26 protein-coding genes are annotated in these 24,839 nt (G+C 58.2%); 16 read left to right on the top strand and 10 right to left on the bottom strand.

Going from position 1 to position 24,839, the window contains the following annotated elements:
• The first annotated feature begins 18 nt into the window (after positions 1–18).
• Together rlmN and AC2FH2_RS12355 are read left to right on the top strand one after the other, a co-directional pair.
• On the top strand, positions 19–1,209 hold the full coding sequence (rlmN, locus tag AC2FH2_RS12360; RefSeq protein WP_496823756.1) for a dual-specificity RNA methyltransferase RlmN: 1,191 nt from the start codon (positions 19–21) through the stop codon (positions 1,207–1,209).
• A gap of 227 nt (positions 1,210–1,436) precedes the next feature.
• Entirely contained in the window at positions 1,437–2,060 is a 624-nt protein-coding gene (locus AC2FH2_RS12355) for a cytochrome P460 family protein (protein ID WP_496823754.1), read from the top strand.
• 7 nt (positions 2,061–2,067) lie between these two features.
• Here AC2FH2_RS12355 and AC2FH2_RS12350 read toward each other — a convergent pair whose 3' ends face one another.
• A complete protein-coding gene (locus AC2FH2_RS12350; protein ID WP_281973035.1) occupies positions 2,068–2,406 on the bottom strand; it encodes a hypothetical protein in 339 nt (112 codons plus the stop codon).
• Positions 2,403–3,323, bottom strand: coding sequence for a DnaJ C-terminal domain-containing protein (locus tag AC2FH2_RS12345; protein WP_271949567.1), 921 nt, complete (start codon positions 3,321–3,323; stop codon positions 2,403–2,405). The genes AC2FH2_RS12350 and AC2FH2_RS12345 overlap by 4 nt, the downstream gene beginning before the upstream one ends.
• A 160-nt stretch (positions 3,324–3,483) precedes the next feature.
• On the opposite strand from AC2FH2_RS12345, the gene AC2FH2_RS12340 reads away from it, so the two are divergent.
• Positions 3,484–3,867, top strand: a complete 384-nt coding sequence (locus AC2FH2_RS12340; RefSeq protein ID WP_142637207.1) for a hypothetical protein — start codon at positions 3,484–3,486, stop codon at positions 3,865–3,867.
• Here AC2FH2_RS12340 and AC2FH2_RS12335 read toward each other — a convergent pair whose 3' ends face one another.
• Positions 3,868–4,965: a cystathionine gamma-lyase gene (locus AC2FH2_RS12335; protein ID WP_496823752.1), complete on the bottom strand. Its 1,098-nt coding sequence runs from the start codon at positions 4,963–4,965 to the stop codon at positions 3,868–3,870.
• A gap of 3 nt (positions 4,966–4,968) precedes the next feature.
• Positions 4,969–5,811, bottom strand: coding sequence for an LOG family protein (locus AC2FH2_RS12330; protein WP_142637203.1), 843 nt, complete (start codon positions 5,809–5,811; stop codon positions 4,969–4,971).
• Between the two features lie 79 nt (positions 5,812–5,890).
• On the opposite strand from AC2FH2_RS12330, the gene AC2FH2_RS12325 reads away from it, so the two are divergent.
• Both AC2FH2_RS12325 and dapD read left to right on the top strand, forming a co-directional pair.
• Entirely contained in the window at positions 5,891–6,808 is a 918-nt protein-coding gene (locus tag AC2FH2_RS12325) for a threonine/serine dehydratase (protein WP_496823750.1), read from the top strand.
• Between the two features lie 108 nt (positions 6,809–6,916).
• Positions 6,917–7,744, top strand: a complete 828-nt coding sequence (dapD, locus tag AC2FH2_RS12320; RefSeq protein WP_496823749.1) for a 2,3,4,5-tetrahydropyridine-2,6-dicarboxylate N-succinyltransferase — start codon at positions 6,917–6,919, stop codon at positions 7,742–7,744.
• 64 nt (positions 7,745–7,808) lie between these two features.
• Here the strand turns inward: dapD and AC2FH2_RS12315 are convergent, their stop codons facing one another.
• Positions 7,809–8,144 carry a cupin domain-containing protein gene (locus AC2FH2_RS12315; protein WP_271949580.1) on the bottom strand — a complete coding sequence of 112 codons (336 nt, stop codon included), beginning with the start codon at positions 8,142–8,144 and terminating at the stop codon, positions 7,809–7,811.
• 117 nt (positions 8,145–8,261) lie between these two features.
• On the opposite strand from AC2FH2_RS12315, the gene AC2FH2_RS12310 reads away from it, so the two are divergent.
• Complete coding sequence (locus tag AC2FH2_RS12310) at positions 8,262–8,606, top strand: DUF8846 family protein (RefSeq protein WP_039539567.1); 345 nt, start codon at positions 8,262–8,264, stop codon at positions 8,604–8,606.
• Here AC2FH2_RS12310 and AC2FH2_RS12305 read toward each other — a convergent pair.
• Positions 8,603–9,661 carry a transporter substrate-binding domain-containing protein gene (locus AC2FH2_RS12305; RefSeq protein WP_142637194.1) on the bottom strand — a complete coding sequence of 353 codons (1,059 nt, stop codon included), beginning with the start codon at positions 9,659–9,661 and terminating at the stop codon, positions 8,603–8,605. The genes AC2FH2_RS12310 and AC2FH2_RS12305 overlap by 4 nt on opposite strands.
• Before the next feature lie 208 nt (positions 9,662–9,869).
• On the opposite strand from AC2FH2_RS12305, the gene dapE reads away from it, so the two are divergent.
• Genes dapE through rnr form a run of 3 tightly spaced genes read left to right on the top strand, consistent with a single transcriptional unit; the run spans position 9,870 to position 13,897 of the window.
• The gene (dapE, locus tag AC2FH2_RS12300; protein ID WP_496823747.1) at positions 9,870–11,009 is read left to right on the top strand and encodes a succinyl-diaminopimelate desuccinylase; all 1,140 of its coding nucleotides are present in this window, start codon (positions 9,870–9,872) and stop codon (positions 11,007–11,009) included.
• A 3-nt stretch (positions 11,010–11,012) separates the two neighbouring features.
• Entirely contained in the window at positions 11,013–11,588 is a 576-nt protein-coding gene (locus AC2FH2_RS12295) for a TIGR04282 family arsenosugar biosynthesis glycosyltransferase (protein WP_496823745.1), read from the top strand.
• 47 nt (positions 11,589–11,635) lie between these two features.
• Complete coding sequence (gene rnr / locus AC2FH2_RS12290) at positions 11,636–13,897, top strand: ribonuclease R (RefSeq protein ID WP_496823743.1); 2,262 nt, start codon at positions 11,636–11,638, stop codon at positions 13,895–13,897.
• Positions 13,898–13,928: 31 nt separating this feature from the next.
• Here the strand turns inward: rnr and AC2FH2_RS12285 are convergent, their stop codons facing one another.
• Both AC2FH2_RS12285 and AC2FH2_RS12280 read right to left on the bottom strand, forming a co-directional pair.
• Positions 13,929–14,327 carry a DUF1801 domain-containing protein gene (locus tag AC2FH2_RS12285; protein WP_496689955.1) on the bottom strand — a complete coding sequence of 133 codons (399 nt, stop codon included), beginning with the start codon at positions 14,325–14,327 and terminating at the stop codon, positions 13,929–13,931.
• Complete coding sequence (locus tag AC2FH2_RS12280) at positions 14,324–15,037, bottom strand: glutathione S-transferase family protein (RefSeq protein WP_496823741.1); 714 nt, start codon at positions 15,035–15,037, stop codon at positions 14,324–14,326. Before AC2FH2_RS12280 ends, AC2FH2_RS12285 begins: the two co-directional genes overlap by 4 nt.
• 67 nt (positions 15,038–15,104) lie before the next feature.
• Here AC2FH2_RS12280 and AC2FH2_RS12275 point away from each other — a divergent pair, with 67 nt between their 5' ends.
• Together AC2FH2_RS12275 and AC2FH2_RS12270 are read left to right on the top strand one after the other, a co-directional pair.
• Positions 15,105–15,818, top strand: a complete 714-nt coding sequence (locus AC2FH2_RS12275) for a helix-turn-helix transcriptional regulator (RefSeq protein WP_496823739.1) — start codon at positions 15,105–15,107, stop codon at positions 15,816–15,818.
• A gap of 62 nt (positions 15,819–15,880) precedes the next feature.
• Positions 15,881–17,179, top strand: a complete 1,299-nt coding sequence (locus AC2FH2_RS12270; protein ID WP_496823737.1) for a lytic murein transglycosylase — start codon at positions 15,881–15,883, stop codon at positions 17,177–17,179.
• Between the two features lie 73 nt (positions 17,180–17,252).
• Here AC2FH2_RS12270 and AC2FH2_RS12265 read toward each other — a convergent pair whose 3' ends face one another.
• Positions 17,253–18,650: an aspartate aminotransferase family protein gene (locus AC2FH2_RS12265; protein ID WP_281995446.1), complete on the bottom strand. Its 1,398-nt coding sequence runs from the start codon at positions 18,648–18,650 to the stop codon at positions 17,253–17,255.
• 75 nt (positions 18,651–18,725) lie between these two features.
• Complete coding sequence (locus tag AC2FH2_RS12260; RefSeq protein ID WP_496823735.1) at positions 18,726–19,409, bottom strand: GntR family transcriptional regulator; 684 nt, start codon at positions 19,407–19,409, stop codon at positions 18,726–18,728.
• Between the two features lie 141 nt (positions 19,410–19,550).
• On the opposite strand from AC2FH2_RS12260, the gene AC2FH2_RS12255 reads away from it, so the two are divergent.
• The 5 genes from AC2FH2_RS12255 to AC2FH2_RS12235 all read left to right on the top strand — a co-directional run bounded on the left by AC2FH2_RS12255 (position 19,551) and on the right by AC2FH2_RS12235 (position 24,836).
• Positions 19,551–20,636: a polyamine ABC transporter substrate-binding protein gene (locus tag AC2FH2_RS12255; RefSeq protein ID WP_142637176.1), complete on the top strand. Its 1,086-nt coding sequence runs from the start codon at positions 19,551–19,553 to the stop codon at positions 20,634–20,636.
• 69 nt (positions 20,637–20,705) lie between these two features.
• Positions 20,706–21,833 (top strand): ABC transporter ATP-binding protein, encoded by a 1,128-nt coding sequence (locus AC2FH2_RS12250; protein ID WP_142637173.1) that lies wholly within the window; start codon positions 20,706–20,708, stop codon positions 21,831–21,833.
• Positions 21,833–22,723 carry an ABC transporter permease subunit gene (locus AC2FH2_RS12245; RefSeq protein WP_142637171.1) on the top strand — a complete coding sequence of 297 codons (891 nt, stop codon included), beginning with the start codon at positions 21,833–21,835 and terminating at the stop codon, positions 22,721–22,723. The genes AC2FH2_RS12250 and AC2FH2_RS12245 overlap by 1 nt, the downstream gene beginning before the upstream one ends.
• Entirely contained in the window at positions 22,720–23,538 is an 819-nt protein-coding gene (locus tag AC2FH2_RS12240) for an ABC transporter permease (protein WP_142637169.1), read from the top strand. The genes AC2FH2_RS12245 and AC2FH2_RS12240 overlap by 4 nt, the downstream gene beginning before the upstream one ends.
• Positions 23,535–24,836: an NAD(P)/FAD-dependent oxidoreductase gene (locus tag AC2FH2_RS12235; RefSeq protein ID WP_496689951.1), complete on the top strand. Its 1,302-nt coding sequence runs from the start codon at positions 23,535–23,537 to the stop codon at positions 24,834–24,836. The genes AC2FH2_RS12240 and AC2FH2_RS12235 overlap by 4 nt, the downstream gene beginning before the upstream one ends.
• The last annotated feature ends 3 nt before the right edge of the window (positions 24,837–24,839 follow it).

Raw genomic sequence — 24,839 nt, 5'->3', positions numbered from 1 at the left:
AATCTTCGAGACCCACCTATGTCGCCCAAAGCGCCGATCACTCAAGACGTCATGACCATCCCCCGCAAATTGCCGGAGGGGAAGGTGAACCTTGTCGGGTTGACCCGGGATCGCCTGCGCGAGACCCTGATCGAACACGGCACGCCTGAAAAACAGGCCAAGATGCGCACGGGCCAGATCTGGCAGTGGATTTACCAATGGGGTGTGCGCGACTTTGCCGAGATGACCAATCTGGCCAAAGCCTATCGTACCCAGCTGGCCGAGCATTTCGTGATCGAAATCCCCGAGGTTGTGACCCGACAGGTGTCCGAGGATGGCACACGCAAGTATCTGGTCCGTATTGCTGGCGGCCATGAGGTCGAGGTGGTCTATATTCCCGAGGACGATCGCGGCACGCTGTGTATCTCGTCTCAGGTCGGTTGCACGCTGACTTGTTCCTTCTGCCATACAGGCACGCAGAAACTGGTGCGCAACCTGACGGCGGCGGAAATTGTCGGTCAGGTGATGATGGCGCGGGATGATCTTGAAGAGTGGCCGGTACCGGGTGCGCCCAAGGACGAAACCCGCCTGCTGTCGAACATCGTTCTGATGGGTATGGGCGAGCCTCTTTACAATTTTGAGAACGTCCGCGACGCGATGAAAATCGCGATGGACCCCGAAGGTATCTCGCTGTCTCGCCGCCGGATTACCCTGTCGACATCGGGCGTGGTGCCCGAGATTGCGCGTACCGCGACGGAAATCGGCTGCCTGCTGGCAATTTCGTTCCACGCGACGACCAATGAAGTCCGCGATGTGCTGGTGCCGATCAACAAACGCTGGAATATCGAAGAGTTGCTGCAGGCTTTGGCCAGCTATCCCAAGGTTTCCAATTCGGAACGGATTACGTTTGAATACGTGATGCTTGATGGTGTGAATGACAGCGATGAGGATGCGCATCGTCTGATCGAACATATCAAGCGCCACAAAATCCCGGCCAAGATCAATCTGATCCCGTTCAACGAATGGCCCGGCGCGCCGTATAAGCGCAGCTCAAACAATCGTATTCGGGCTTTTGCCAATATCATCTATCAGGCCGGGTATGCCTCGCCCATCCGCAAGACGCGGGGCGAGGACATTATGGCGGCCTGCGGTCAGCTGAAATCGGCCACCGAACGCGCCCGTAAATCGCGCAAGCAGATTGAGGCCGAGGCCGGTCTCGACCGCGGATAAGCGGCTGAATAGAAGGGCGTCGCAAAATTAATTTTTGGGGCGCTGTCTATCGAATGCAAAATTTGATATGTTTCATTGGCTAGGTGTGGATGCACCAGGCTCACTTGCGCACAATAGGGTGAGTTCGGTGGCTGGCATGTGGCAAATTCGTTCACGGCGGCTACCTTGTATTTCAGCTCCGTGTGCCGATTGCGGCATAACAGGTTACGAGTTGGGTTATCTCTATGATGTTTCGATTGAAAATTCTGTACTTTAATTTTGTTTTAGTTTTGGCTTGTGCGGCCGTCGCCGTAACTGATGCTGTTGCGCAGTCAAATGATGAGGATGCTCATCTGGCTATCGAAAATCCGGCTGATCTGACCAAGGACGACGCGCGTGAAATTTATGACTCGTTGCAGCGCCGGATGGCACGCGGCTATGCCGCAGCGCAGTTGGATCTGCTTCTGAATTACCAAAACTGGCCGCTGTACAACGATGCGCCCTATATATCTGAAACCCATGGTCGGCGATTTGTGAACAGCTATGCAAACCGGATGGCGTATAATTATGCAACCCTGACGGAAGGCGAAAAGCTTCCGGTGGGGTCTGTGCTGGCCAAGGACAGCGTGACCGTTACGGATGAGGGGAAAAGCCATCCCGGCGCGATGTTCGTCATGCAGAAACTGGCCGAGGGCGCCAACCCTGCTACGGCTGATTGGCGTTATATCATGGTCATGCCGGATGGGTCATTGTTTGGGGACACGATGGGGGATCGCGCCAACGCAGTTGCGTATTGCCACGATTGCCACGAGGCGGTTGCCGACCGAGATTACACATTCTTCGTTCCCGAAGAATATCTGGTCGACAATTAGGCCTCTCTCACCCAAATCTCGCGGTGCCGATCACTTTGATCAGTTGCTGACGAACCGGATCTGGCTGCGCTGCGACGGCGTTCAGGACCTCTCGAAGTTCTGCGCGCAACCCATGCATCTGGTCGATCAGGGAAATCATCATCGACACTGCGTCTGCCTCCATTTCGTATTGGTCGTGCAACTCGCAGGCCAACTCCAGCCGGGCAACGTCGAGGCTGTGATAGACCAATCCGCGATCTGTTTGTTCGGGGATCACGATTTCGGCGGCCAGATATTCTGTCAATCGGGTCGAAGTCAGCCGGGCTACGGCGGTGATCAGTTCCTCTTCGGTCAGGGTGCGGGTCATGACGGCATTCCTTTGCGTGGGTCATAGCGGTGGGTTTCTCGCCATGAATCCATAAATTGCCTCAACTCATCATCGATTTGATCGGGCATTGAAATGGTCAGCTCGATCAACTGGTCGCCCCGTTCGGCCGAACCGCGCTTTTTAACGCCCTTACCCCGCAAGCGCAGGGTTCTGCCGCTGCTGGTTCCCGCCGGGACGGTCACGTTTACACCCCCATCGATCGTGGGCGCCGCCACTTTGCCGCCCAGCACCGCCTCATCAATCGTGATGGGCAGCGTGATGTGAATGTCATTTCCCTGACGGTCGAATACCGGATGATCCGCGACTGATACTGTCACCAGCGCATCGCCGCGCGGCCCCTCACCATAGCCAGCGGCACCCTTGCCCCGCAGGCGAATGGTCTGACCGCTTGTGATCCCTGCGGGTATCTTGACCTCGATCCGGTCCCCATCCGGCAGGGTCAGTTTCTGGCTGGCGCCGAATACCGCATCCAGAAAGCTGATCTGAAGCGTGAAGTTCAGATTGTGGCCGGGCGCGTGAAACTCGCGGCCGCCTTGCCCACCAAATCCGCCGCGACCCCGCATGAATTCAGCAAAAATGTCCGACATGTCGTCCGGGTCCGTCGCCTGCCCGCGATAGGGGTTGCCGGCGGCTTCGGCGTAATCGCGATAGTATTGCTGTTGCGGGCGTTCCTGTCCCGAGGCATCAATCTCACCATTGTCATAGCGTTTGCGCGTCTCAGGATCTTTCAACAGATCATAGGCTGCAGCGGCGGCCTTGAACTTGGCTTCGGCCTCGGCGTCCCCGGGTTTCAAGTCCGGGTGGCATTCCTTGGCAATGCGCCGATACGCTTTTTTGATTTCAGCGTCGCTGGCATCTTTGGCCACGCCAAGTGCGGCATAGGGATCGTCGCTCATCTCACCTCTCATGAATGGGGGAAGGGCTGATCATGATGAAGGTATTTTATCACGTGATTTCAACAGGTCAAAAAGAACCGGCGGCTAAATTGGTTCGCAAGTTTCGTAATCTCTGATACTATCAGGCTGTTTCATATTATTCATTGACGGAGATCAGCCGATGACGCGCAGACTTAAATCGGTTCTGGCCCTGCTGGCGGGCAATGCCATTGGGTTAATGTTGGCCGCTTTGCTACTGACCGGTTTTGCAATCAAGCCGATTTCATTCATCGTTGTGGTGATCGTCTTCACGCTGGTGCAGGTGGTGGCCGAGCCGCTGATCCTGAAGTTGGGTGAGAAAAGGGCGCCTTCGTTGAAAGGCGGGATCGCGTTGATCGTGACCTTTGTCGGCCTGCTTGTGACCGATCTGGTGACCAATGGGCTGACGGTTGGCGGAATTTCCAACCTGCTGGCTGCGACACTGCTGGTCTGGCTGGGCGCGCTGATTGCCAGCGTCGTGCTGCCGATCTACGTGTTCACCGAGCTGCGCACGCCCAAAAAGTAATTACAGTGCGTTCAGGCTGGCATCGATTGCCTGCCAAAGCTCAACCACCGGCTCGCATCCCACCGACAGACGGACAAAAGCGGGGTCAACGTCGTCGCCCCAACGGGCGCGGCGCTCGGCCGAGCTATGGACGCCGCCAAAAGACGTCGCAGGGCGCAGCATTGGACAGGTGTTGATGAAGGTTTCGGCCTTGGCCTGGGTTTCCAACGTGATCGAAAGAAGGAATCCGAACCGCGTGGTCTGAGCCTGTGCCAAGGTGTAGGATGGGTCACCTGGCAGGCCGGGATAGCGGATGTCTTTCACAGACGGATGCGCCGCCAACCGTTCTGCCAACACCTGGGCCGAGCTGCACATCCGGTCAAACCGAACATCCAGTGTTTCCAGCCCACGATGCAGCAACCAAGCCTCGTGCGGACCGGGGATCGCGCCAGAGACACGCCGCCATTCCTCGACCCGCTCCATGACATCTGTATTGCGGCTGGCCACATGGCCCATCAGCAGATCGGAATGCCCACCCATGGCCTTGGTGTCCGAGGACACGACGATATCTACGCCCATATCCAAAGGACGCTGGCCCAGTGGTGTCATGGTTGTGTTGTCAGCAATGGTGATCCCACCAGCTGCGCGCACGGACGACGCGATGGCTGGCAGGTCCATCATATCCAGACCAGGGTTCGAGGGGCTTTCGACAAAGACCACATCGATGCCGTCGAACCCGCCTTCGGAAAAGGCGGTTGTCGGGCGTTCTGTCACGATGACACCCAGACCAGACAGAAATCGGTCGGCCAGCACGCGAGTGACGTAATAGCCATCCGACGGGATCAGGATGCGCGACCCGGCTTTGACCGTGGCAAACAACGCGGCCGAGATCGCCGCCATGCCCGACGGGAAAGCCAGGCAGGGGGCGTCTTCAAGATGGGCGAGAACCTGTTCCAGATGTTCCCAGGTTGGGTTGTTGACGCGACCGTAGAAATCATGCCCGTCCGGTGCGCCGGGCAGGTGAAACATACTGCTTTGGGTCAGGGGCAGGGCCACGGGCTCGCCCTTGGTCAGTGCGTTGCCCCGCAGATGCAGCATCTCGCCGGTCTTGCGCCCCATCGTTTAGCGCCCCGGTATTTCGTCACGGGGCGGGGTGGGTTCCCATTTCTCGATTATGTCGACCGCCTCTTGCGCGGTATCGACGAACCGGAACAGGTCCAGATCCTCGTCCGAGATGGTGCCGGCGTCGGCCAGCGCCTCCCAGTTGATGACCTTTTCCCAGAACGCGCGACCGAATAGCAGGAAGGGCACACGCTCCATACGGCCGGTTTGAATCAGGGTCAGGGACTCGAACAGCTCATCCATGGTGCCAAAGCCGCCGGGGAAGATGGTGATGGCGCGGGCGCGCATCAGGAAATGCATCTTGCGGATGGCGAAATAGTGGAAGTTAAAGCTGAGCTCGGGCGTAACGTACAGGTTCGGTGCCTGTTCATGCGGCAGCACAATGTTCAGGCCGATGGAACAGCCGTTCGCATCCTGCGCGCCGCGGTTACCAGCCTCCATCACGCCGGGGCCACCGCCGGTGACGATTACATTCTCGCGCCCGCCGGTTTCGTTCGATTTCTCGGTCATCAACCGGGCAAACTCGCGCGCTTCGTCGTAATATTCCGACAGCCCGGCCAGCGTTTCCGTCCGCGCAGTGTGTTTCTGTGATGGCTCAGGGATACGCGCGCCGCCGAACATGACGATGGTCGAGGTGATCTCACGCTCGGTCATGATCATCTCGGGCTTGAGCAGTTCCAGCTGCAAGCGCACCGGGCGCAGCTCATCCCGGCACAGGAAATCCTCATCGGCAAAGGCAAGGCGATAGGCGGGTGAGCGGGTTTGCGGGGTGTCGGGTACCTCGCTTGCGGTCGAACGGTCGGTCTGCGCGTCGCGAAACGGGCTGAGGCGGTCTTCTCTCATGGGGTAACGATCCCTGCTTGCGTGTTTTCCAAACAGCTATAGGGTTCGGGCGCAGAGTGCCAGTCACGGAAAGATGAGAATGAATTGGAAGAGCGAAATACTGGCGGCGCAACACCGCATAACCGGCTATGCACAAGTGACGCCAGTCACGGAAAGCCGTGCCTTGGGTCTGGAATATTCGGTGGAAATGAAGCTGGAGCATATGCAGCACACCGGCAGTTTCAAAGCGCGCGGGGCGTTTAACACTCTGATCAGTTCGGATGTGCCCGAGGCCGGGGTTGTGGCCGCATCGGGTGGCAATCACGGCGCAGCGGCCGCCTTTGCCGCGCAGGCGCTGGGCTATCCGGCCAAGATTTTCGTGCCCGAACTGGCGGGGCCATCCAAGATCGCGCTGATCGAACAGACCGGCGCGGATTTGAGCGTGATGCCGGGTGAATATGCCAACGCCTTGACAGCCGCGCGGGCGCATGAGGAGGCCACGGGCGCGATGCAGATTCACGCCTATGACGCCCCCGCTACGGTCGCCGGGCAGGGAACCTGCTTTGCCGAATGGGAGGCACAGGGCCTGAAAGCGGATACCGTATTGATCGCGGTGGGCGGTGGCGGTCTGATCGCCGGGGCGCTGGCCTGGCTGCAAGGCACGCGCAAGGTCGTGGCGGTTGAGCCGGAAACCTCCTGCGCGCTGAATGCAGCCCTGCAGGCGGGAGAACCGGTGGATGTGTCCGTCTCGGGCATTGCGGCAAATGCGCTGGGCGCGCGGCGGATCGGCTCGATTTGTTTCGATCTGGCACAGGGCGTGCAATCAGTTCTGGTCAGTGATGAGGCCATCGCGCAGGCGCAGAAGGTCCTGTGGCGGGCGCATCGGATTCTGGTGGAACCGGCAGGCGCAACCGCCTTGGCTGCGCTGCTTTCGGGGGCTTACACGCCAGAGCCGGGCGAACGGGTGGCGGTGCTGATCTGTGGTGGAAACATCTCACCGGACCCTCTGAACGGCTGAAACCGGAACAAACAGCCGCAAAGCGCGCGCTCAGCGTCGCATTGCAGCCAGTCCGTCGCTTGCGTATAGGCAACACAAGCGTGAACAGAATCTGCAGGGAGCCGCCAAATGTCCAACGCGCAACTGGAAGCCGCCATCGAAGCCGCCTGGGAGGCGCGAGATGCCATCACCCCCGCCACCACCGGCGAGACACGCGAAGCGATCGAAGATACGCTGAACGCGCTGGACAGCGGGTCGCTGCGGGTCGCGGAAAAGCAAGACAGCGGCGACTGGCATGTGAACCAGTGGGCGAAAAAAGCGGTTCTGCTGGGCTTTCGCATCAAGGATATGGAAATCCAGACAGGCGGCGCTCAGGACGGCGGCTGGTGGGACAAGGTAGACAGCAAGTTCGCGGGTTGGGGTGAAAACCAATGGCGGGCCGCTGGCTTTCGCGCGGTGCCGAATTGCGTCGTTCGCAAATCCGCCTTTATTGCGCCCGGCGTGGTTCTGATGCCGTCCTTTGTGAACCTGGGTGCCTATGTGGACGAGGGCACAATGGTTGATACTTGGGCCACCGTCGGGTCATGCGCGCAGATCGGCAAGAACGTCCATCTGTCGGGCGGTGTTGGGATCGGCGGCGTTCTGGAACCGATGCAGGCGGGTCCGACCATCATCGAAGACAACTGCTTTATCGGCGCCCGGTCCGAAGTGGTCGAAGGCTGCATCGTGCGCGAAGGCTCGGTTCTGGGCATGGGCGTGTTCATCGGCAAATCGACCAAGATCGTCGACCGCGAAACCGGTGAGGTCACCTATGGTGAGGTTCCGCCCTATTCGGTGGTTGTTGCGGGCTCGATGCCGTCCAAGAACAACATCAACCTCTATTGCGCTGTGATCGTGAAGCGGGTGGATGAAAAGACCCGCTCGAAAACCGGGATCAACGACTTGCTACGCGACTAAACTGGGCGCGGATCAAACAAGTGGGCTGCAGCGCGATCCGCTGCGGCCCTTTTTTTGTTATCGCTTACCCTTTGACCGGATAGCGGTCCGGTTCTTCGAACACATCAATGACGCGCGACCCGGCTTTGATCTTGCCGCCATGCTCCACTCCTGCGGGGATCGAATAGCTGTCACCGGGGCCATATCTCTTGGTTTCATCGCCAATGGTCAGCTCAATCTCACCTTCGACCACAGTTCCCCATTGTGCCAGATGGGAATGAAGGGGCAGTTCGAAATCCTGAAGAAAGGTAAAAAACGCCACCAGCCCCGCGTCTGATCTGATCACGGCCGTTTGCACCACATCTTCGGGGAAGGGCACGTCGAGGCTTGGGAATCCTGTGATGAAATCCGGATAAGTCATGGCAACGTCCTTTTGTGATCGGTGTCAGGTTACTGCGGGCACTATGGCGGCACAGGCGATCCACTGCAATTCCCCGGCTGCTTGACCGCAGGCAGGTGCGCGGCTATGGCCCCTTGCATGGAAAAGCAAAAGAAACCTTCGCGTCAGCAGGTCTATACCCTGCTTGTGCAGATCGGTCGCAAGGATGGCGATGGCCTGCCCGACGGCGCAACGGGGGCAGCATTGATGTGTTTTGCCAGCGGCGTCGACGAGGCCGAGGCCGTGCGCGAAACGGTGGCGATCCTGAAACAGGCAGATACCGCGCCTTTGGATGTCACAGGCTATGGCACTTTGGCTGAACGTGAAGCGCAAGGTCACGAGATCGACCCGGATGAACGGGCCCTGATGCAGCGCGCGCTGGATGAAAATGCAGTGATCGTGGCGCAGATGACCCCGTTTTTCGGGGATGAAGAGACGGCTTAGTTCCGCGCCCCAAACCACTTGCGATAAATCTCGTCATAGGTGCCGTCTTCGCGCAGCGCCAGCAGCGCCTGGTTGACGTCTTCGACCAGGGGGGACCCGGTGGGGAAGGCAATGCCGTAATTCTCGCGCAGGAATATACCGCCTGTCATCGAGGCAATCCGGCGGCCTTCATGGGCGGCGAAATAGGACAGGATCGGCGCGTCGAACACGATGGCGTCCAGTTCCTCGTTGCGAAAAGCTTCAAGCATGGGGTCGAGCCCATCATAGTTGGTAAACTCGATCTCGCGGCGGTTCAGAAAGTTAGCAGCGGTTGAATTCGAGATTGTTCCGACCTCTTTGCCGTAAAGGTCATTTATCGAATTCACGCTGCCACTGATTGCATCCACTGTCATGACCGAGGTGATCCGCGCAGTGAAGACCGAGACGATAAACAGCGAAGATACAACCAGCACTACACCCAGAATTCGACCAAATGGCGTGCGCGGCATTCGTTCCTCAAACCCGCCATTGACCACCAGGTTCAAGGCCCACCAGAATGAGGGGAACCAGGCCTCGTCAAGCTTGCGGTCGAAATAGGGCTGCGAGCGGCGCTCGAACACCCACATCAGCATGCCGCCGCCAAGAAGGATGGCAAAGGCGAGCCCGATAGCAATGAACAATTCGCGCGACAGTAACGCATGTAGCAGTGACGGGCGGCGCACCGCGTCCGATGGCACCATGATCTGCAAACCAGCCTCGAAAATCGGCTGGCTGAAGTCCATCTGCGTTTCTCGCGAGGCAGTGATCGAGATATTGGCGATGGCCAGATCTGCGGATCTGTTCTGCACTGCGCCCAGCATGTCGCCAAAGGCGTCGGAACGTTGGATGGAATAGTCCCAATTCAGGGATTCAGCCAACGCCTCAAGCAGGTCCATCGAGAATCCGGTTTGGGCTCCATCTTCGACAAAAGAAAACGGAGGCCGTGTCACGGTCGAAACCGTCAGCGTCTGGGCCTGGCTTTGCTGGCCGAGAACGGCGAAAGTCAGGCAGATCAATGCGAAAAGAGCACGTGTCATCGTAAAATCACCTGTTTCGCGGCCCACTAGCGCATATTCGAACCGGCAGACAAGGCAATCGCAGCGTAAGGCCCCATGTTTTCCGGGGGTGTCAGTTCGATACAAGGTGGAAAAAGCCCGCGGTTTCTGGCCTGTTGGGGTTGGCAATCGGGCCAATTCGTTGAATCTGTGCACGAACCTGAAAGAAATTTTATGGAAAGGGCCCACCATGACAGATCCGATTGCGTTGACGGCCGACCTGATCCGTTGCCCATCGGTCACACCTGAAGAAGGTGGTGCCCTTGTCCTGCTGCAGGATGTCCTGTCACAGGCGGGGTTTGATTGTACCCGTGTTGATCGCGCCGGCATCAGCAATCTGTTTGCGCGATGGGGTGCAAAAGGTCACGCCCGAAGCTTTGGTTTCAACGGTCACACCGATGTTGTTCCAGTGGGCGACGAGGCCGCTTGGACCACACCGCCTTTCGGGGCAGAAATCCGGGAAGGGTTCATGTATGGGCGCGGGACCACTGACATGAAATCGGGTGTGGCGGCCTTTGCAGCGGCGGCAGTGGATTTTGTACGCGACACGCCACCCGACGGGGCGATCATCCTGACGATCACGGGTGACGAAGAGGCTGATGCGCTGCATGGCACCACCGCCCTGCTTGACCATATGGATCAATGCGGCGAGCGGATGAGCGTCTGCCTGGTCGGTGAACCCACCTGCCCGAACAGGATGGGTGAAATGATGAAGATTGGCCGTCGCGGCTCGATGACCGCCTGGTTCACCGTAACAGGTGTGCAGGGCCATTCGGCCTATCCGCACCGGGCAAAGAACCCACTGCCCGCCATGGCCCGGCTGATGGACAGGCTGGCCAGTCACGAGTTGGACCGGGGATCTGATCATTTTGACGCCTCGACGCTGGCGGTTGTGGCGATCGACACGGGTAATTCCGCCACAAATGTCATCCCGGCACAGTGCAGCGGGACCGTGAACATCCGGTTCAACGATCTGCATTCCGGCGCCAGCCTCAGCGATTGGCTGCAAGCGCAGGCGCGCGATGTAGCCGCCGCGTTTGGCGTTGATGTTGATGTGCGTATCAAGATATCGGGCGAAAGCTTTCTGACCCCTCCTGGCCCTCTGTCGGAATTGGTGGCCAAATCGGTTGCGGCTGAAACCGGGGTCACGCCCGAGATGTCGACAACCGGGGGTACTTCGGACGCGCGTTTCGTCAAGGATCACTGCCCGGTGGTCGAATTTGGTTTGGTCGGCAAAACCATGCATCAGGTGGATGAATGCGTTGAGGTGGCACAGATCGAACAGCTCAAGGCGGTCTATACCCGTATCCTGACCGACTATTTTTCCTGATTCATGCAGCGCACGCTGGTGATCATGGTGAAAGAACCGCGCCCGGGCCGTGTCAAAACCCGGTTGGGGCGCGATATCGGTATGGTCGGTGCGGCGTGGTGGTTTCGGCATCAGACCCGGTCGCTGATCCGGCGCCTGCGCGATCCGCGCTGGCAGATCGTGCTGGCGGTCTCGCCGGACTGCGAAGGGCTGAACAGCCGCATCTGGCCCGCTGATCTGCCACGTGCGCCACAGGGGTCTGGGGATCTGGGCGATCGTATGGGGCGGATGCTGCGGGAAATGCCAACAGGGCCAGTCTGTCTGATCGGTGCGGATATCCCGGGGGTTACACGGGGGCATATCGCGCGCGCGTTCCGGGCATTGGGGCGCAACCAGATGGTGTTTGGTCCGGCCCCGGATGGCGGATATTGGCTGGTCGGGGCGCAGCGCGTTGGTGCCTTGCCGCACGGCTTGTTTCAAAACGTGCGCTGGTCTACGGAACATGCGCTGGCCGACACGCTGGCCTCGATCCCCGGATGCCGGGTGGCGATGCTGGATCAGCTGCGCGATGTCGATACGGTTGCCGATCTGCGAGGCTGACCCTTTTTGGTCATGACGCCGCCGCATCTCCGTGTTAGGCCGATCTCATGACACGTATTCCGACCAAGCAAGAGGTCCTCGACTGGATCTCGGCAAACCCCACCCTGACCTCGAAACGCGATATCGCCAAAGCCTTTGGCATCAAGGGCGCGGATCGGATTGATCTGAAGCGTATTCTGAAAGAGCTTGAGGCCGAAGGGCATCTGGAAAAGCGCAATCGTAGTTATCGTGACCCCGACCGCCTGCCGCCGGTCAGTGTGTTGCAGGTGAAGGCTCCGAATGCCGATGGTGACCTGTTCGCGAGACCGTTGGAATGGCATGGCGAAGGTGTTGAACCCATTGTGCTGATGGTTGCGCGGGCCAGTGATCCGGCGCTGGGCGAGGGCGACCGCATTCTGGCGCGCCTGACAGTGGTCCACGAGGAAGACCACAATTATGAGGCGCGCCTGATCCGTCGCATCGGGACCAACCCGCGTAAGATTGTTGGTATCTTCCGGAAAAGCGCAGAAGGTGGCCGGATTGTACCAATCGACAAGGCCGGCCAGAACGAGTGGCTGGTTTCTGACGGAGCGGTTCACGGCGCGAAGGTTGGCGAACTGGTCGAGGCGGAACAAGCAGGACCGAAAAACCGCATGGGCCTGCCGCGTGCGCGTATTGTCGAGCGGCTGGGTGATCCGTCGGCACCCAAGGCCGTCTCGTTGATCGCCATTCACCAACACGGTATCCCGGATGACTTTCCGGACAAGGTGATTGAAGAGGCTGACAAGGCCAAACCCGTTGGTCTGAAAGGGCGCGACGACCTGCGGGACATACCCTTGCTGACCATCGACCCGTCGGATGCGCGCGACCACGACGATGCGTGTTACGCGCATGAAGATGATGACCCGAAGAATAAAGGGGGACATGTGATCTGGGTCGCCATCGCGGATGTCGCCGCCTATGTGCAGCCCGGTACAGCGCTGGACCGCGAGGCGCGCAAACGCGGCAATTCCAGCTATTTTCCTGACCGCGTGGTTCCGATGCTGCCGGATCGTTTGTCGGGTGACCTCTGTTCTTTGCACGAGGGTGTCCCCCGCGCCTGTATCGCTGTTCGGATGCAGATTGACGCGGACGGCAACAAGATCGACCACCGCTTTGTGCGTGGTTTGATGCGGTCTGCCGCCTCGCTGCACTATGGCGAGGTGCAAGAGGCCATCGATGGCAACCCGAACGACCGCACCGGGCCGCTGTTGGAGACGGTTCTGAAACCGCTCTATGGCGCCTATGCCGCGCTGAAAAAGGCGCGCGCGGTGCGCCAGCCATTGGAACTGGATCTGCCTGAACGCAAGATCGTTCTGAGCGATACCGGAGAGGTTACCAGCGTCGCCTTCCGCGACCGGCTAGATGCGCATAAGTTAATCGAGGAATTCATGATCCTCGCCAATGTTGCAGCCGCCGAAACGCTAATCGCCAAACAACGCCCGCTATTGTTCCGCGTGCACGAAGAACCCGCGCCGGAAAAGCTGGAAAGCTTGCGGGAAACGGCGCAAGCGGCGGGGCTGAATCTGGCCAAGGGGCAGGTGCTGCAGACCCGGCATCTGAATGCTTTATTGAATGCTGCCGCTGGAACTGAAGACGCAGAACTGATCAATCTATCGACTTTGCGGTCTATGACGCAGGCCTATTACAACCCTGAAAATTTTGGCCATTTCGGACTGGCTCTGCAGAACTATGCCCATTTTACCTCACCCATCCGCCGCTATGCCGACCTGATCGTTCACCGTGCGTTAATCACGGCTCATGGTTGGGGCAAAGATGGGCTGACCGAGGATGAGATCGCCCGATTGGAGGACACCGCCACCCATATCTCGGATACCGAGCGCCGCTCGATGATGGCCGAGCGCGATACGACCGATCGCTATTTGGCCGCCTTTCTTAGCGAGCGGGTGGGCAATGAGTTCACCGGTCGGATCAGTGGCATCGCCCGGTTCGGCGCCTTTGTGAAGATGGACGAGACCGGAGCGGATGGTCTAGTACCGGTGCGGTCTTTGGGGCGCGAGTTCTTTCATTTCGACCGCGAGGCCGGAACCCTGATGGGGTCGGACACCGGGCTGATCATAGCCATCGGCCAACGCGTCACCGTGCGTCTGACCGAGGCGACACCTGTGACGGGCGGGCTGGAGTTGGAGCTGTTGTCGATCGACGATCAGGCCCTGCCGACGGGGCGCGGAGGAGCATCCAAGCGCCCAACGCGACGCAAGGCGGTCAGCACCAAGCGCAAGAAGGACAAGATCAAACGCAAGGTGGAACGCAAACGCCGTCAGAAGTGATTTCGCATCTCGGGAACAAGGCGAATGTAAGTTAGCCTTTTCCGGGAAGGTGATAGGTCAACGCGCGGGCGATCAGCCAGCCATGGCGGGTGGCGTCGATCTGACCCGGGTCATCAAACAGAACAGCGCGGTTGCCGTCTATCCGATCTTCGCCCGGAAAGGCCGAGGTGAAATCGCCCATCAACCGGCTTTGACAATGCACGAACAGGGCAAAGCGGGCTGCTTTGTGCCCGCCCAATCGGATCGTGGATCCCTTGGGCGCCAGATAGGCGGGCTGCCCCCAGCGCAATGCCTCTTGCAACGGCTGCGCGCGGGGCAACGAAGTGGCGGTTTCCAGGATCAACTGACGCAGCGCAAGCGCCCCGACACGTGTGCCTTCGGGCAGGGCTTGATAGGCCGCTGCCACTGCGGGATCGTCAAATTGTGTCATGACAGCGGTATCGCCTGCTCCATCCGGTCTATGTAGTCGCTCAACAGCTTATCCTGTTTGATCCGCTGGGTCAGCGGTGTATTGGCCGGCGTCGCGCGCATCGCGGCAAGCATCGGGGCCACACTCATATCCACTGAGGTCGGGGTTTCTCCCATCAGATAAGTCGACTGCCACAGATAGGCCGAGATCGCCTCAAGATCGCGTTCCAGCCTGTCCTGACGTTCCGCATCTGAGAATCGAGAGACGCCCTGAAACCCCAATCCTTTAACAACGTTCTTGCGGATAGAATTGGCAACCGGTTTGCGGATCAGGGCGGGGATGCCTGCGAAAAAGGTCTTGTACAGGGTTGGCCAGACTTCGTCATTCGCCCAACGGTCCTGAACGATCTGAAAATACAGATGCTCTTCGGTCAGGCGGATCAGAGCACGAGATTGAGCTTTTTGCAGATCGCTCAGCCCGTGATCAAAATCACTACCTTGCGCCTCAAGCCAGTCGCGGATCAGGTCGCTGTCGGGGATCAGACGCTGGGGCGTGCGCAGAACCGGCAGCTTCTGATGCGGCATCTTGCGCGGATCAAGGAGGTCAGATCGCTGCCAGTGCTGGCCCGATGTTTGTAGCATTAGTGCGGTTTTCACGCAAAACGGGCTGGCGCTGAACAGGCCAAAGGCGGAGGGGTAGGTCAAAAGGGTCAGCATCTTGGGCTCCATCATGGGGATATGTGATGAGTACGCCGGCCTAATGACAATTTCTGTCATTAGAGATAAAGTAACCTGCATTATGACCCGCACCGCCCGTTTGTTCCAATTAATGCAATCCTTGCGCTCTGGCCCGTCGCCAAGAACGTCGATTGAGCTGGCTCAGGATCTGGGCGTTTCGCCGCGCACGATTCACCGAGACATCGATTCATTGCGCAGCCTCGGCGCCGTGATCGACGGAGAGGCGGGGTTCGGGTTCACCCTGATCGAGGACGCCACCCTGCCACCGCTTGGCTTCACCGATGATGAGCTTGAGGCCCTGGTGCTTGGCCTGCGCGAGGTACAATCCATTGGTGATCCCGGCCTCTCAGAGGCTGCCAGCGAAGTCCTACGCAAGCTGCAGGGTCGTTTGCCACCGCGCCAGTCTCAGCGCCTCAGCCATGCGGTGCTGACCGCCACACGGTTTGACCGGCCGGCGAAACCAACGGTGGATGTCGCTGAACTGCGGCGGGCCACCTGGGACGAACAGACGATCGAATTTTCCTATTGGGATGCCAAAGGCGATGAGACCCATCGCCGCGTAAATCCGTTGAGCATCGTTTACATGGACCGCGCCAGCGTGCTGATCAGCTGGTGTCTGTTGCGGCAGGATTTCCGCGTGTTTCGGTTGGATCGCATGCAAGAGATGCAGATTACCGGGGCCTCGTTCCGGCCCAACCGGGTCCCTCTGCTGCGCGAAGCTCTGAACCGGCTGCGATCCGAGCGAAAGGCGAGAGACCGCGACTCGGAAAGCTGAGCGCTTTGAGATTCGCCATTTTTGCGCTATCCTGTGGTTGAGCAGTTATCAGGAAATTCGGAATGCGTAGATGCGTAAGCGGCGTTATGACCGCAGCATTATGGGCATCCATCGTACAGGCGGAGTCCATCAAAAGCCCGGAAGGGCCACAGCCGATACAATTGGCATCGGCTGATCTTACAGTCTCAATCCGACCGGTCGTCCGACCATCGGAGGAAATGTATCGCGTGTCAGAGGAAAGAAGCGCCCGGTTTCAGGCGTGGCTTGGTGATTTTCGGGCGAGGGCACAGGCGCAGGGCATCCTGCCCGGGACTTTGGACCGCGCGCTTGCGGGGCTGGCCTATGACAAGGACATCATCAAGCGCGATCGTAATCAGGCTGAGTTTACCAAGCCCATCTGGGACTATCTGGATGCGGCCGTTTCTGATCGGCGCGTCGCGGACGGTCGCGCGGGGTTGGAACGCCATGCCGCGGTGCTGACCCGGATTGAGGCGCAGTATGGCGTCGAAAAAGAGGTTGTGGCCGCGATTTGGGGGCTTGAGACATCTTTCGGCACATTTCGGGGGTCGGATCAGACGATCCGTTCGCTTGCGACGCTGGCCTTTGATGCCCGACGGGCTGAGTTCTTTGAAACGCAACTGATTGCCGCCTTGCGGATCATTCAGGCAGGCGATGTCAGTCCCGCAACGATGGTCGGAAGTTGGGCCGGAGCAATGGGGCATACGCAGTTCATGCCGACCTCGTTTTTGGATCACGCCGTGGATTTCGACGGTGATGGGCGGCGGGATATATGGGCGGATGACCCGACCGACGCGCTGGCCTCGACAGCGGCCTATCTGGCGCGTCATGGGTGGACCAAGGGACAGCCATGGGGTGTTGAAGTACAGCTGCCCGCCGGGTTCGATTTTGCGGCCGCGAGACGCGATTACACGCTGCTGCCGTCAGACTGGGCGGCGCTGGGCGTGGTTGCGTGGGATGGACAGCCGCTTGCGGATCATGGTCAGGCAGCGATCTTGTTGCCAGCGGGTGGTGAAGGCGTTGCATTGATGGTCTTCGAAAATTTCCGCGTGATCGAGCAATACAACGGTGCAGATGCCTATGTGATCGGCATTGGACATTTGTCCGACCGTCTGGCGGGCCGCGCGGCGTTTCAGGCCGAGTGGCCTCGGGGTGATCGGGCGTTGAGCTTTGCTGAGAAGAAGGAATTGCAGCTCCGGCTGACCGAAGCCGGGTTCGATACACAGGGGATCGACGGGCGCACCGGCCCGAACACCACCGAGGCGGTTCGGGCCTATCAACTGGCACAGGGGCTTTTGCCGGACGGCTATGCGTCCGCGCCGCTGTTAGAGCGGTTGAGGTAGGGGAGGGGGCTCTGCCCCCGTCGCCTGACGGCGCCTCCCCCGAGGTATTTTCAGCCAGATGAAGCTGCGCGGGTCAGGAGGCCGCTTTCATCAGGCCCTGTGCGATGATCTCGGCCTGTGCCTCGTCCAGAGATTTGTGGATGCGTACGAGCATCTCATCAATTTCCGCGGGTGTCAGAACCAGCGGAGGAGAGATGATCATCCGATCGCCCACATGGCGCATGATCAGGTTATTCGCAAAGCAGCGGTCGCGGCAGATATAGCCGACTGTACCCGGATCGGAGGCGAATTTGGCGCGGCTGGCCTTGTCCGGGGTCAACGCAATCGAGGCCATCATGCCGACGATCTTGGCCTCGCCCACAAGCGGGTGATCGGCCAGCGCCTCCCATTTTTCCTTCAGATACGGCGCGGCCACATCGCGGACATGCTCGACGATCTTTTCTTCTTCGAGGATGCGCAGGTTTTCCAGTGCCACGGCGGCGGCGACCGGATGGCCGGAATAGGTGTAGCCGTGATTGAACTCGGTGCCACCAATGACCTCGGCGATTTCATCGCTTACGATGGATCCGCCAATCGGCGCATAGCCCGAGCTGAGGCCTTTGGCGATGGTCATGATATCGGGGCGAATGCCGACGGTTTGTGACCCGAACCAATTGCCGGTGCGGCCAAAGCCGCAGATGACCTCATCCGCGATCAACAGGATATCGTATTTGTCACAGATGCGCTGAATTTCAGGCCAGTAGGTATCCGGTGCAACGATCACGCCACCTGCGCCCTGTACGGGTTCGGCGATAAAGGCTGCGACGCGGTTTTCGCCAAGTTCCTCAATCGCCTCTTCCAACTCACGCGCGCGGGCCAGGCCGAATTCTTCGGGTGACATGCTGCCACCTTCGGCCCACCAGTTTGGCTGGTTGATATGGTGGATATTCGGGATCGGGATTCCACCCTGCGCGTGCATCCCTGCCATGCCGCCCAACGACGCCGAGCCGACCGAAGAGCCATGATAGGCGTTATGGCGGCTGATGATGATGTTCTTGTCGGGCTGGCCTTTTTCGGCCCAATAGGTCCGAACCAGACGGATGTTTGTGTCATTCGCCTCAGACCCGCCGGCTGCAAAGAACACATGGTTCAGATCGCCTGGCGCAAGTTCCGCGATCTTCGCGGCCAGCGCGATGGCAGGGACGTGGGTCGTTTTGAAAAAGGTATTGTAATACGGCAGTTCGCGCATCTGGCGGGCTGCGACCTCGGCCAGTTCATCGCGACCATAGCCGATATTGACACACCACAGGCCCGCCATTGCATCGAGTATTTCTTCACCCTCGCTGTCCGTAAGGTAGACGCCCTTCGCACGGGTGATCACACGCGCGCCTTCTTTCCCTAGGGCGCCATTGGCCGAAAAAGGGTGCATGTGGTGGGCGGCGTCCAAGGCCTGCAGCTGGGCCGTGGGCAAATGGTTTGTGATGGTCGACATCGGAAAATCTCCTGCAAGAGCGATTGGCAGCTACAATATGATCAAATTTTTTCCTGTCAATCGAATCGGACAGATCTAAGCGTTGACTAAGGCGTCTGCCATCAGCTCCATGCCCTGTTCGATATCTTGTGCGGTTGCTTTTGCTGCCACATCCGCGTCCTGATTGCGCAACGCCGAAATGATATCCTTGTGGCGGTCCGGCAGGCTCTGAGTGCCGAATCTACCGCATACAACGCGCAAAGACGGCCCGAATCTAAGCCACAGGCGCTCGGCCAGATCATTGAGAATCGGGGCATTTGCATGGCCGTAAAGCGTTTCGTGAAACCGGTGGTTGAGGCGCAGATAGCCACTGACGTCTCCGTCGCTGATAGTGCGATCCAGACGTTGGTCGATCTGCTCAAGATGATCAATGTCCTGAGGTGTCACATTCGCAGTTGCACGCCTCGAAAGCTCTGATTCTATTTTGATTCTTGAATAAATCATCTGTTCGACGTCGCCGTCGGTCAGAAGAGGAACACTCACTCGGCGGTTGCCCTGAAACACCAGAGCACCATCGGATATCAGGCGTCTGATAGCCTCCCGCACAGGGGTCATTCCAACACCCAGCGAATCAGTGAGACCCTGGATCGTGACGGGTTGCCCCGGCACCAATTCACCGTACATGATTTGTGATCTGAGGGTATTATAGACCTGTTCATGCGCAGGTCGTTTTTCACGCGCACCGTCAGTGCTGGATGCCTTATTTTTGATCAAATCCAAGTGGTTTGCCCTGTTTCCCGCTATGTTGACTTGTCAGGTTTCTGACCTCGTGAAACCATACGACGGATCGTGCGAAAACGCAAAACTTGATCAAATCCAAAAAAACGGGAAAATAGCGCGTACACTTGCAGGGAGAATAATATGACAATCAAAACGCTGACCATGACAGCGGTCATCGCATTGGGGACTTCGGCGGCCTTCGCTGAAGAGGTGCGTGTTTACAACTGGTCCGACTATATCGACGAAGAGCTTCTGACAAAGTTCGAGGAAGATACCGGTCTGACTCTGATTTATGATGTTTTTGACAGCAACGAGGTATTGGAGACCAAGATGCTGGCCGGTGGATCAGGCTATGACGTGGTAGTGCCTTCGGGTACTTTCCTTCAGCGTCAGATCCAGGCTGGAGCCTTTCAGGCGCTTGACGCTGCACAGCTGTCGAATTCAGGCAATCTGTGGGATGTGATTCAGGAACGTACTGCCGGGTATGATCCGGACAACGCCTATTCTATCAACTACATGTGGGGCACAACCGGGCTTGGTGTAAATGTTGGAAAAGTGCAGGAAGCGTTGGGCGAGGATGTTGCGCTGAACAGCATGGATCTGGTTCTGAAACCCGAGAATATGGAGAAACTTGCATCCTGCGGCGTACATTTCCTGGATGCTCCGGCAGAAATCATTCCGATGGTTCTGCAATATTTGGGTGAAGACCCGGACAGCCATGACAAAGATGTTATTGGCAAGGCCGAGGCGGTCTTGACCAGCGTTCGACCGCACATTCAGAAGTTCCACAGCTCGGAATATATCAATGCATTGGCCAATGGCGACATCTGTGTCGCCGTGGGGTGGTCGGGTGATATCCTGCAGGCCCGCGATCGTGCGGCCGAAGCCGATAATGGTGTTGAAATTGAGTACCATCCCTTTGCTGAAGGGTCGTTGATGTGGTTCGACCAGATGGCGATTCCGGCTGATGCTCCGAACCCGGAGGGTGCGCATAAATTCCTGAATTTCATTCTGGATGCCAACAATATGGCTGCGGCCTCGAACTATGTTTACTACGCCAATGGCAACAAGGCTTCGCAAGAATTTCTTGAGGAAGACGTGATCGGTGATCCGGCCATCTATCCGGATGATGCGACCATGCAAAACCTCTATATCACGACGCCTTACCCGTCGAAGATACAGCGGGTCGTGACCCGTTTGTGGACCAAGATCAAATCGGGCACCTGATCCGGCTTGTTTCAGCAGGGCGGACCAACCGCCCTGCCATTCTTTTCAGATTGCCGAACGGGGGCCGTTTTGAACTCTACTGTTTTTGTGCCGTGGGAAGACCCACAGGCGAAACCTCTGATCCAGTTCCAGAATGTCACCAAACGGTTTGGTGAGTTCACGGCCATCGACAATCTGTCCTTGGATATATTTGAGAAAGAATTCTTTGCTCTGCTAGGGCCCTCGGGCTGCGGCAAGACCACGATGATGCGAATGTTGGCCGGGTTTGAAAAACCGACCGAAGGGCATATTTTGCTGGGCGGGCAGGATATAGATCCCATTCCGCCGAACAAACGGGCTGTGAACATGATGTTCCAATCCTACGCGCTGTTTCCGCATCTATCTATCTGGGAAAACATCGCCTTTGGTCTGCGCCGGGACAATATGCCAAAGCATGATCTTATGGATCGTGTCGAAGAGATGTTGCGCCTGACCCGGCTTGAACAATTCGCCCGTCGCAAACCGCACCAGATCTCGGGTGGTCAGCGTCAGCGCGTGGCGCTTGCGCGATCCCTGGCCAAAGCGCCAAAGCTGCTGTTGCTGGACGAACCTTTGGGGGCGCTGGATAAGAAACTGCGACAGGATACGCAATTCGAGTTGATGGATATTCAGGAAAAGACCGGCACCACCTTTGTGATCGTGACCCATGATCAGGAAGAGGCGATGACCGTGGCCAGCCGGGTTGCGGTAATGGATCAGGGTAATCTGATACAAGTGGCGACACCCGACCGGATTTATGAGAATCCCAGTTCGGTCTATGTGGCCGATTTCATTGGCGATGTGAACATCATCCAGGGCAGGGCCACGGCAAGCGCTGATGAGACCTATCAGATTGACTGGGCTGAAGGTCAGGCACCTTTGACTGCGTCCTCGACCACAGAGTTTTCGAACGGCCAGCTATGTCATCTGGCGATCCGCCCCGAGAAGGTGACGATCTCGGTTGATCGTCCTGCGGATGCAATCAACGCAGTGCAGGGCAAGGTGCTTGACATTGCCTATCTGGGCAATCTGTCCACTTATCACGTCGAACTGAATAACGGCACGATTATCAAGGCGCAGACGGCAAATACCCGTCGCATTTCGCGTCGTTCCTTTACATGGGAAGACCCGGTCTGGCTGTCCTGGACAGCCACCGCCGCGGTTCTGTTGGCGGATTGATGCGCCGCGCCCTTCTGATCGCCGTCCCGTATGTCTGGCTTTTGGCGCTGTTTCTGGTGCCATTTTTCATCGTTCTGAAAATCTCGCTTTCGGACACGGAGCTGGCCATCCCGCCTTACACGCCGACACTGGATCTATCTCAGGGCTGGGCCGGGCTCAGGGATTTCTTCAGCCAGCTGGATTTTGAGAATTTCGTCTGGCTAACCGAAGATGACCTGTATTGGAAAGCTTACCTGTCCAGTGTCAAAATCGCGTTGATTTCAACCATACTGACTTTGCTGGTGGGGTATCCTATCGCGTATGGCATGGCCCGCGCACCGGCTGAGTGGCGCCCGACGTTGATGATGTTGGTAATTCTGCCGTTCTGGACGTCGTTCCTGATCCGGGTCTATGCTTGGATGGGTATTCTCAGCAACGAAGGTTACCTGAACCAACTGCTGCTGTGGACGGGCATCATCTCGACCCCGCTGACCATTCTGAACACCAACACAGCTGTCTATATCGGTATCGTCTATACCTATCTGCCCTTCATGATTCTGCCGATCTATTCCGCGCTTGAACGAATGGACGAGTCGCTGATCGAGGCCGCAGAGGATTTGGGCTGTTCGCGTATTCAGGCCTTCTGGCTGATAACGATCCCCTTGTCACGCCCGGGTATCATCGCGGGTTGTTTCCTGGTGATGATTCCGGTGATCGGCGAATTTGTGATCCCATCATTGCTCGGGGGATCCGGGACATTGATGATCGGCAAAGTGTTGTGGGAGGAGTTCTTCTCGAACCGCGACTGGCCGGTGGCCGGTGCCGTGGCAGTTGTGCTGTTGCTGATCCTTGTGATTCCCATCGTGCTGTTCCAGCGCAACCAGCAGAAACAGACGGAGGCTGAGCAATGAACAGGTTAAGCTGGTTCAACGTCGTCTCGTTGACGCTTGGTTTCGCGTTTCTCTATATCCCGATGCTCATTTTGATCATCTTCTCTTTTAACGAAAGCAAACTGGTCACGGTTTGGGCTGGATTTTCGACCAAATGGTATGGTGAGTTGGTCCAGAACGAAGCGTTTCTTGATGCTGCCTGGGTCACCTTGCGGGTTGCAGTATTCTCGTCGACCCTAGCCACCATTCTGGGTACGGCGGCGGCTTATGTGCTGGTACGCGGTGGGCGGTTCTTTGGCCGGACTCTGTTTTCAGGCATGATCTATGCGCCTCTTGTGATGCCCGAAGTGATCACTGGCTTGTCGCTTTTGCTGCTGTTCATCGGAATTGGACTGGACCGGGGTATTTTGACCATCGTGCTGGCACATACGACCTTTTCAATGTGCTTCGTGTCGGTTGTTGTATCCTCACGTCTGGTCACGTTTGATCAGTCTCTGGAAGAGGCAGCGTTGGATCTTGGGTGCTCACCCGCACAAGCCTTCCGTCTTGTCACCCTGCCGATCATCGCCCCGGCGGTGATTTCAGGCTGGCTATTGGCTTTTACGCTGTCGCTGGATGATCTGGTGATCGCATCATTCACATCGGGCCCGTCAGCCACGACTCTGCCGATCAAGATTTTCTCAGCTGTGCGGCTGGGCGTCAGCCCTGAAATCAATGCGCTATCCACGATCATGATTGCGGTCGTGACGGTCGGTGTCATAGCAGCATCTTTGGTCACCAAGCGCGCGATGGTCCGGCAAAAACAGGATGAGATGGCGGCAGTGCGTGCGGAATGAAACGTCTGTTCCCTGAGTATACCTATGGATCTGGACCGCGATCAGGGTGCTGGTGGGATGAAACTATCGCAGCACCAGACTGGCCGGTGTTGCAGGATGATCTGAGCGTGGATGTCGCCATCATCGGCGGCGGGTTCACAGGTGTTACAGCCGCGCTTTTCCTGGGGCAGGCAGGCCTATCCGTCGCAGTTCTCGAGGCGGAGACGCCGGGGTGGGGTGCCTCGGGTCGCAATGGTGGGTTTTGCTGCCGAGGTGGGTCAAAGCTGAGCGATCGTGGCATGGCTCGGCGATATGGGGTCGAGGGGGCCGAAAGCTTTGCCCGGGCCGAAGTGGATGCGGTCAATCTTGTCGCCGACCTGCTTGAGGCGCATCAGATCGAAGCGGACGTTCATTCCAAGGGCGAGACCGCCCTGGCCCACACCGCCCGCGCCATGGAGAAATTGCGACGCTCTGCGGATGACGGGGGCTGCTTGCATGAGGCAGCCGACCTGCCCGGGCTCGGGTTGGGTGGGGATTTTTTCGGGGGCTATAGCGTGCCGGTCGGATTTGGTCTGAACCCCCGGAAATACCTGTTCGGCATTGCAAATGCGGCCGCTTCCGTTGGGGTCCGATTTTTTCAGAAAACCATGGCCAGAGACATCACCAAAACCAGCGCGAGCTTTGATGTTCGAACCGCGTCAGGACGGATCAAAGCGTCGAATGTACTGATATGCACCAACGGATATTCCAGTGAAAACATGCCTGAATGGCTGTCTGGGCGCTATATGCCAGCGCAATCAACCGTTCTGGTGACCCGCCCGTTGACCGAGGCTGAGGTATCGGCGCAGGGCTGGACCTCGGATCAGATGTCTTACGATACACGAAATCTCCTGCACTATTTTCGTCTTATGCCGGATCGACGGTTTCTGTTTGGGATGCGCGGTGGCCTGCGCTCATCACCTAAGGCCGAGGCTGCGATCCGGCAAAAGGTGCAGCGTGATTTCAAGGCCATGTTTCCGGCATGGGCCGATGTGGACGTGACCAATATGTGGTCAGGGATGGTGTGCCTTACCCAGGACCTGACGCCGTTCGCAGGGCCCGTTCCGGGTCAGAATGGGATGTTTGCTGGGCTGGCCTATCATGGAAACGGCGTCGCGATGGGTACCTATTGTGGGCGGGCGCTTAGTCGCATGGTGCTTGGACAGGATGCGGAATTGCCTGAGCCAATGGCCCGACCCCCGCGGCGTTTTCCACTTGGGTCCTGGCGGCGGGCGCTGATGCCGCCAGCCTATGCGTTAATGGCACTGGCCGACCTCTGACAC

It is taken from the genome of Ruegeria sp. YTSA105, assembly GCF_059610225.1.
Note: the sequence above shows the minus strand (reverse complement) of the source record. Positions and strands in the feature narration are given on the sequence as shown.

Excerpts from the sequence above, each read along its gene's own strand:
- rlmN (WP_496823756.1), top strand. The coding sequence starts at position 19 with ATGTCGCCCAAAGCGCCGATCACTCAAGACGTCATGACCATCCCCCGC.
- AC2FH2_RS12355 (WP_496823754.1), top strand. The coding sequence starts at position 1,437 with ATGTTTCGATTGAAAATTCTGTACTTTAATTTTGTTTTAGTTTTGGCT.
- AC2FH2_RS12350 (WP_281973035.1), bottom strand. The coding sequence starts at position 2,406 with ATGACCCGCACCCTGACCGAAGAGGAACTGATCACCGCCGTAGCCCGG.
- AC2FH2_RS12345 (WP_271949567.1), bottom strand. The coding sequence starts at position 3,323 with ATGAGCGACGATCCCTATGCCGCACTTGGCGTGGCCAAAGATGCCAGC.
- AC2FH2_RS12340 (WP_142637207.1), top strand. The coding sequence starts at position 3,484 with ATGACGCGCAGACTTAAATCGGTTCTGGCCCTGCTGGCGGGCAATGCC.
- AC2FH2_RS12335 (WP_496823752.1), bottom strand. The coding sequence starts at position 4,965 with ATGGGGCGCAAGACCGGCGAGATGCTGCATCTGCGGGGCAACGCACTG.
- AC2FH2_RS12330 (WP_142637203.1), bottom strand. The coding sequence starts at position 5,811 with ATGAGAGAAGACCGCCTCAGCCCGTTTCGCGACGCGCAGACCGACCGT.
- AC2FH2_RS12325 (WP_496823750.1), top strand. The coding sequence starts at position 5,891 with ATGAATTGGAAGAGCGAAATACTGGCGGCGCAACACCGCATAACCGGC.
- dapD (WP_496823749.1), top strand. The coding sequence starts at position 6,917 with ATGTCCAACGCGCAACTGGAAGCCGCCATCGAAGCCGCCTGGGAGGCG.
- AC2FH2_RS12315 (WP_271949580.1), bottom strand. The coding sequence starts at position 8,144 with ATGACTTATCCGGATTTCATCACAGGATTCCCAAGCCTCGACGTGCCC.
- AC2FH2_RS12310 (WP_039539567.1), top strand. The coding sequence starts at position 8,262 with ATGGAAAAGCAAAAGAAACCTTCGCGTCAGCAGGTCTATACCCTGCTT.
- AC2FH2_RS12305 (WP_142637194.1), bottom strand. The coding sequence starts at position 9,661 with ATGACACGTGCTCTTTTCGCATTGATCTGCCTGACTTTCGCCGTTCTC.
- dapE (WP_496823747.1), top strand. The coding sequence starts at position 9,870 with ATGACAGATCCGATTGCGTTGACGGCCGACCTGATCCGTTGCCCATCG.
- AC2FH2_RS12295 (WP_496823745.1), top strand. The coding sequence starts at position 11,013 with ATGCAGCGCACGCTGGTGATCATGGTGAAAGAACCGCGCCCGGGCCGT.
- rnr (WP_496823743.1), top strand. The coding sequence starts at position 11,636 with ATGACACGTATTCCGACCAAGCAAGAGGTCCTCGACTGGATCTCGGCA.
- AC2FH2_RS12285 (WP_496689955.1), bottom strand. The coding sequence starts at position 14,327 with ATGACACAATTTGACGATCCCGCAGTGGCAGCGGCCTATCAAGCCCTG.
- AC2FH2_RS12280 (WP_496823741.1), bottom strand. The coding sequence starts at position 15,037 with ATGATGGAGCCCAAGATGCTGACCCTTTTGACCTACCCCTCCGCCTTT.
- AC2FH2_RS12275 (WP_496823739.1), top strand. The coding sequence starts at position 15,105 with ATGACCCGCACCGCCCGTTTGTTCCAATTAATGCAATCCTTGCGCTCT.
- AC2FH2_RS12270 (WP_496823737.1), top strand. The coding sequence starts at position 15,881 with ATGCGTAGATGCGTAAGCGGCGTTATGACCGCAGCATTATGGGCATCC.
- AC2FH2_RS12265 (WP_281995446.1), bottom strand. The coding sequence starts at position 18,650 with ATGTCGACCATCACAAACCATTTGCCCACGGCCCAGCTGCAGGCCTTG.
- AC2FH2_RS12255 (WP_142637176.1), top strand. The coding sequence starts at position 19,551 with ATGACAATCAAAACGCTGACCATGACAGCGGTCATCGCATTGGGGACT.
- AC2FH2_RS12245 (WP_142637171.1), top strand. The coding sequence starts at position 21,833 with ATGCGCCGCGCCCTTCTGATCGCCGTCCCGTATGTCTGGCTTTTGGCG.
- AC2FH2_RS12240 (WP_142637169.1), top strand. The coding sequence starts at position 22,720 with ATGAACAGGTTAAGCTGGTTCAACGTCGTCTCGTTGACGCTTGGTTTC.
- AC2FH2_RS12235 (WP_496689951.1), top strand. The coding sequence starts at position 23,535 with ATGAAACGTCTGTTCCCTGAGTATACCTATGGATCTGGACCGCGATCA.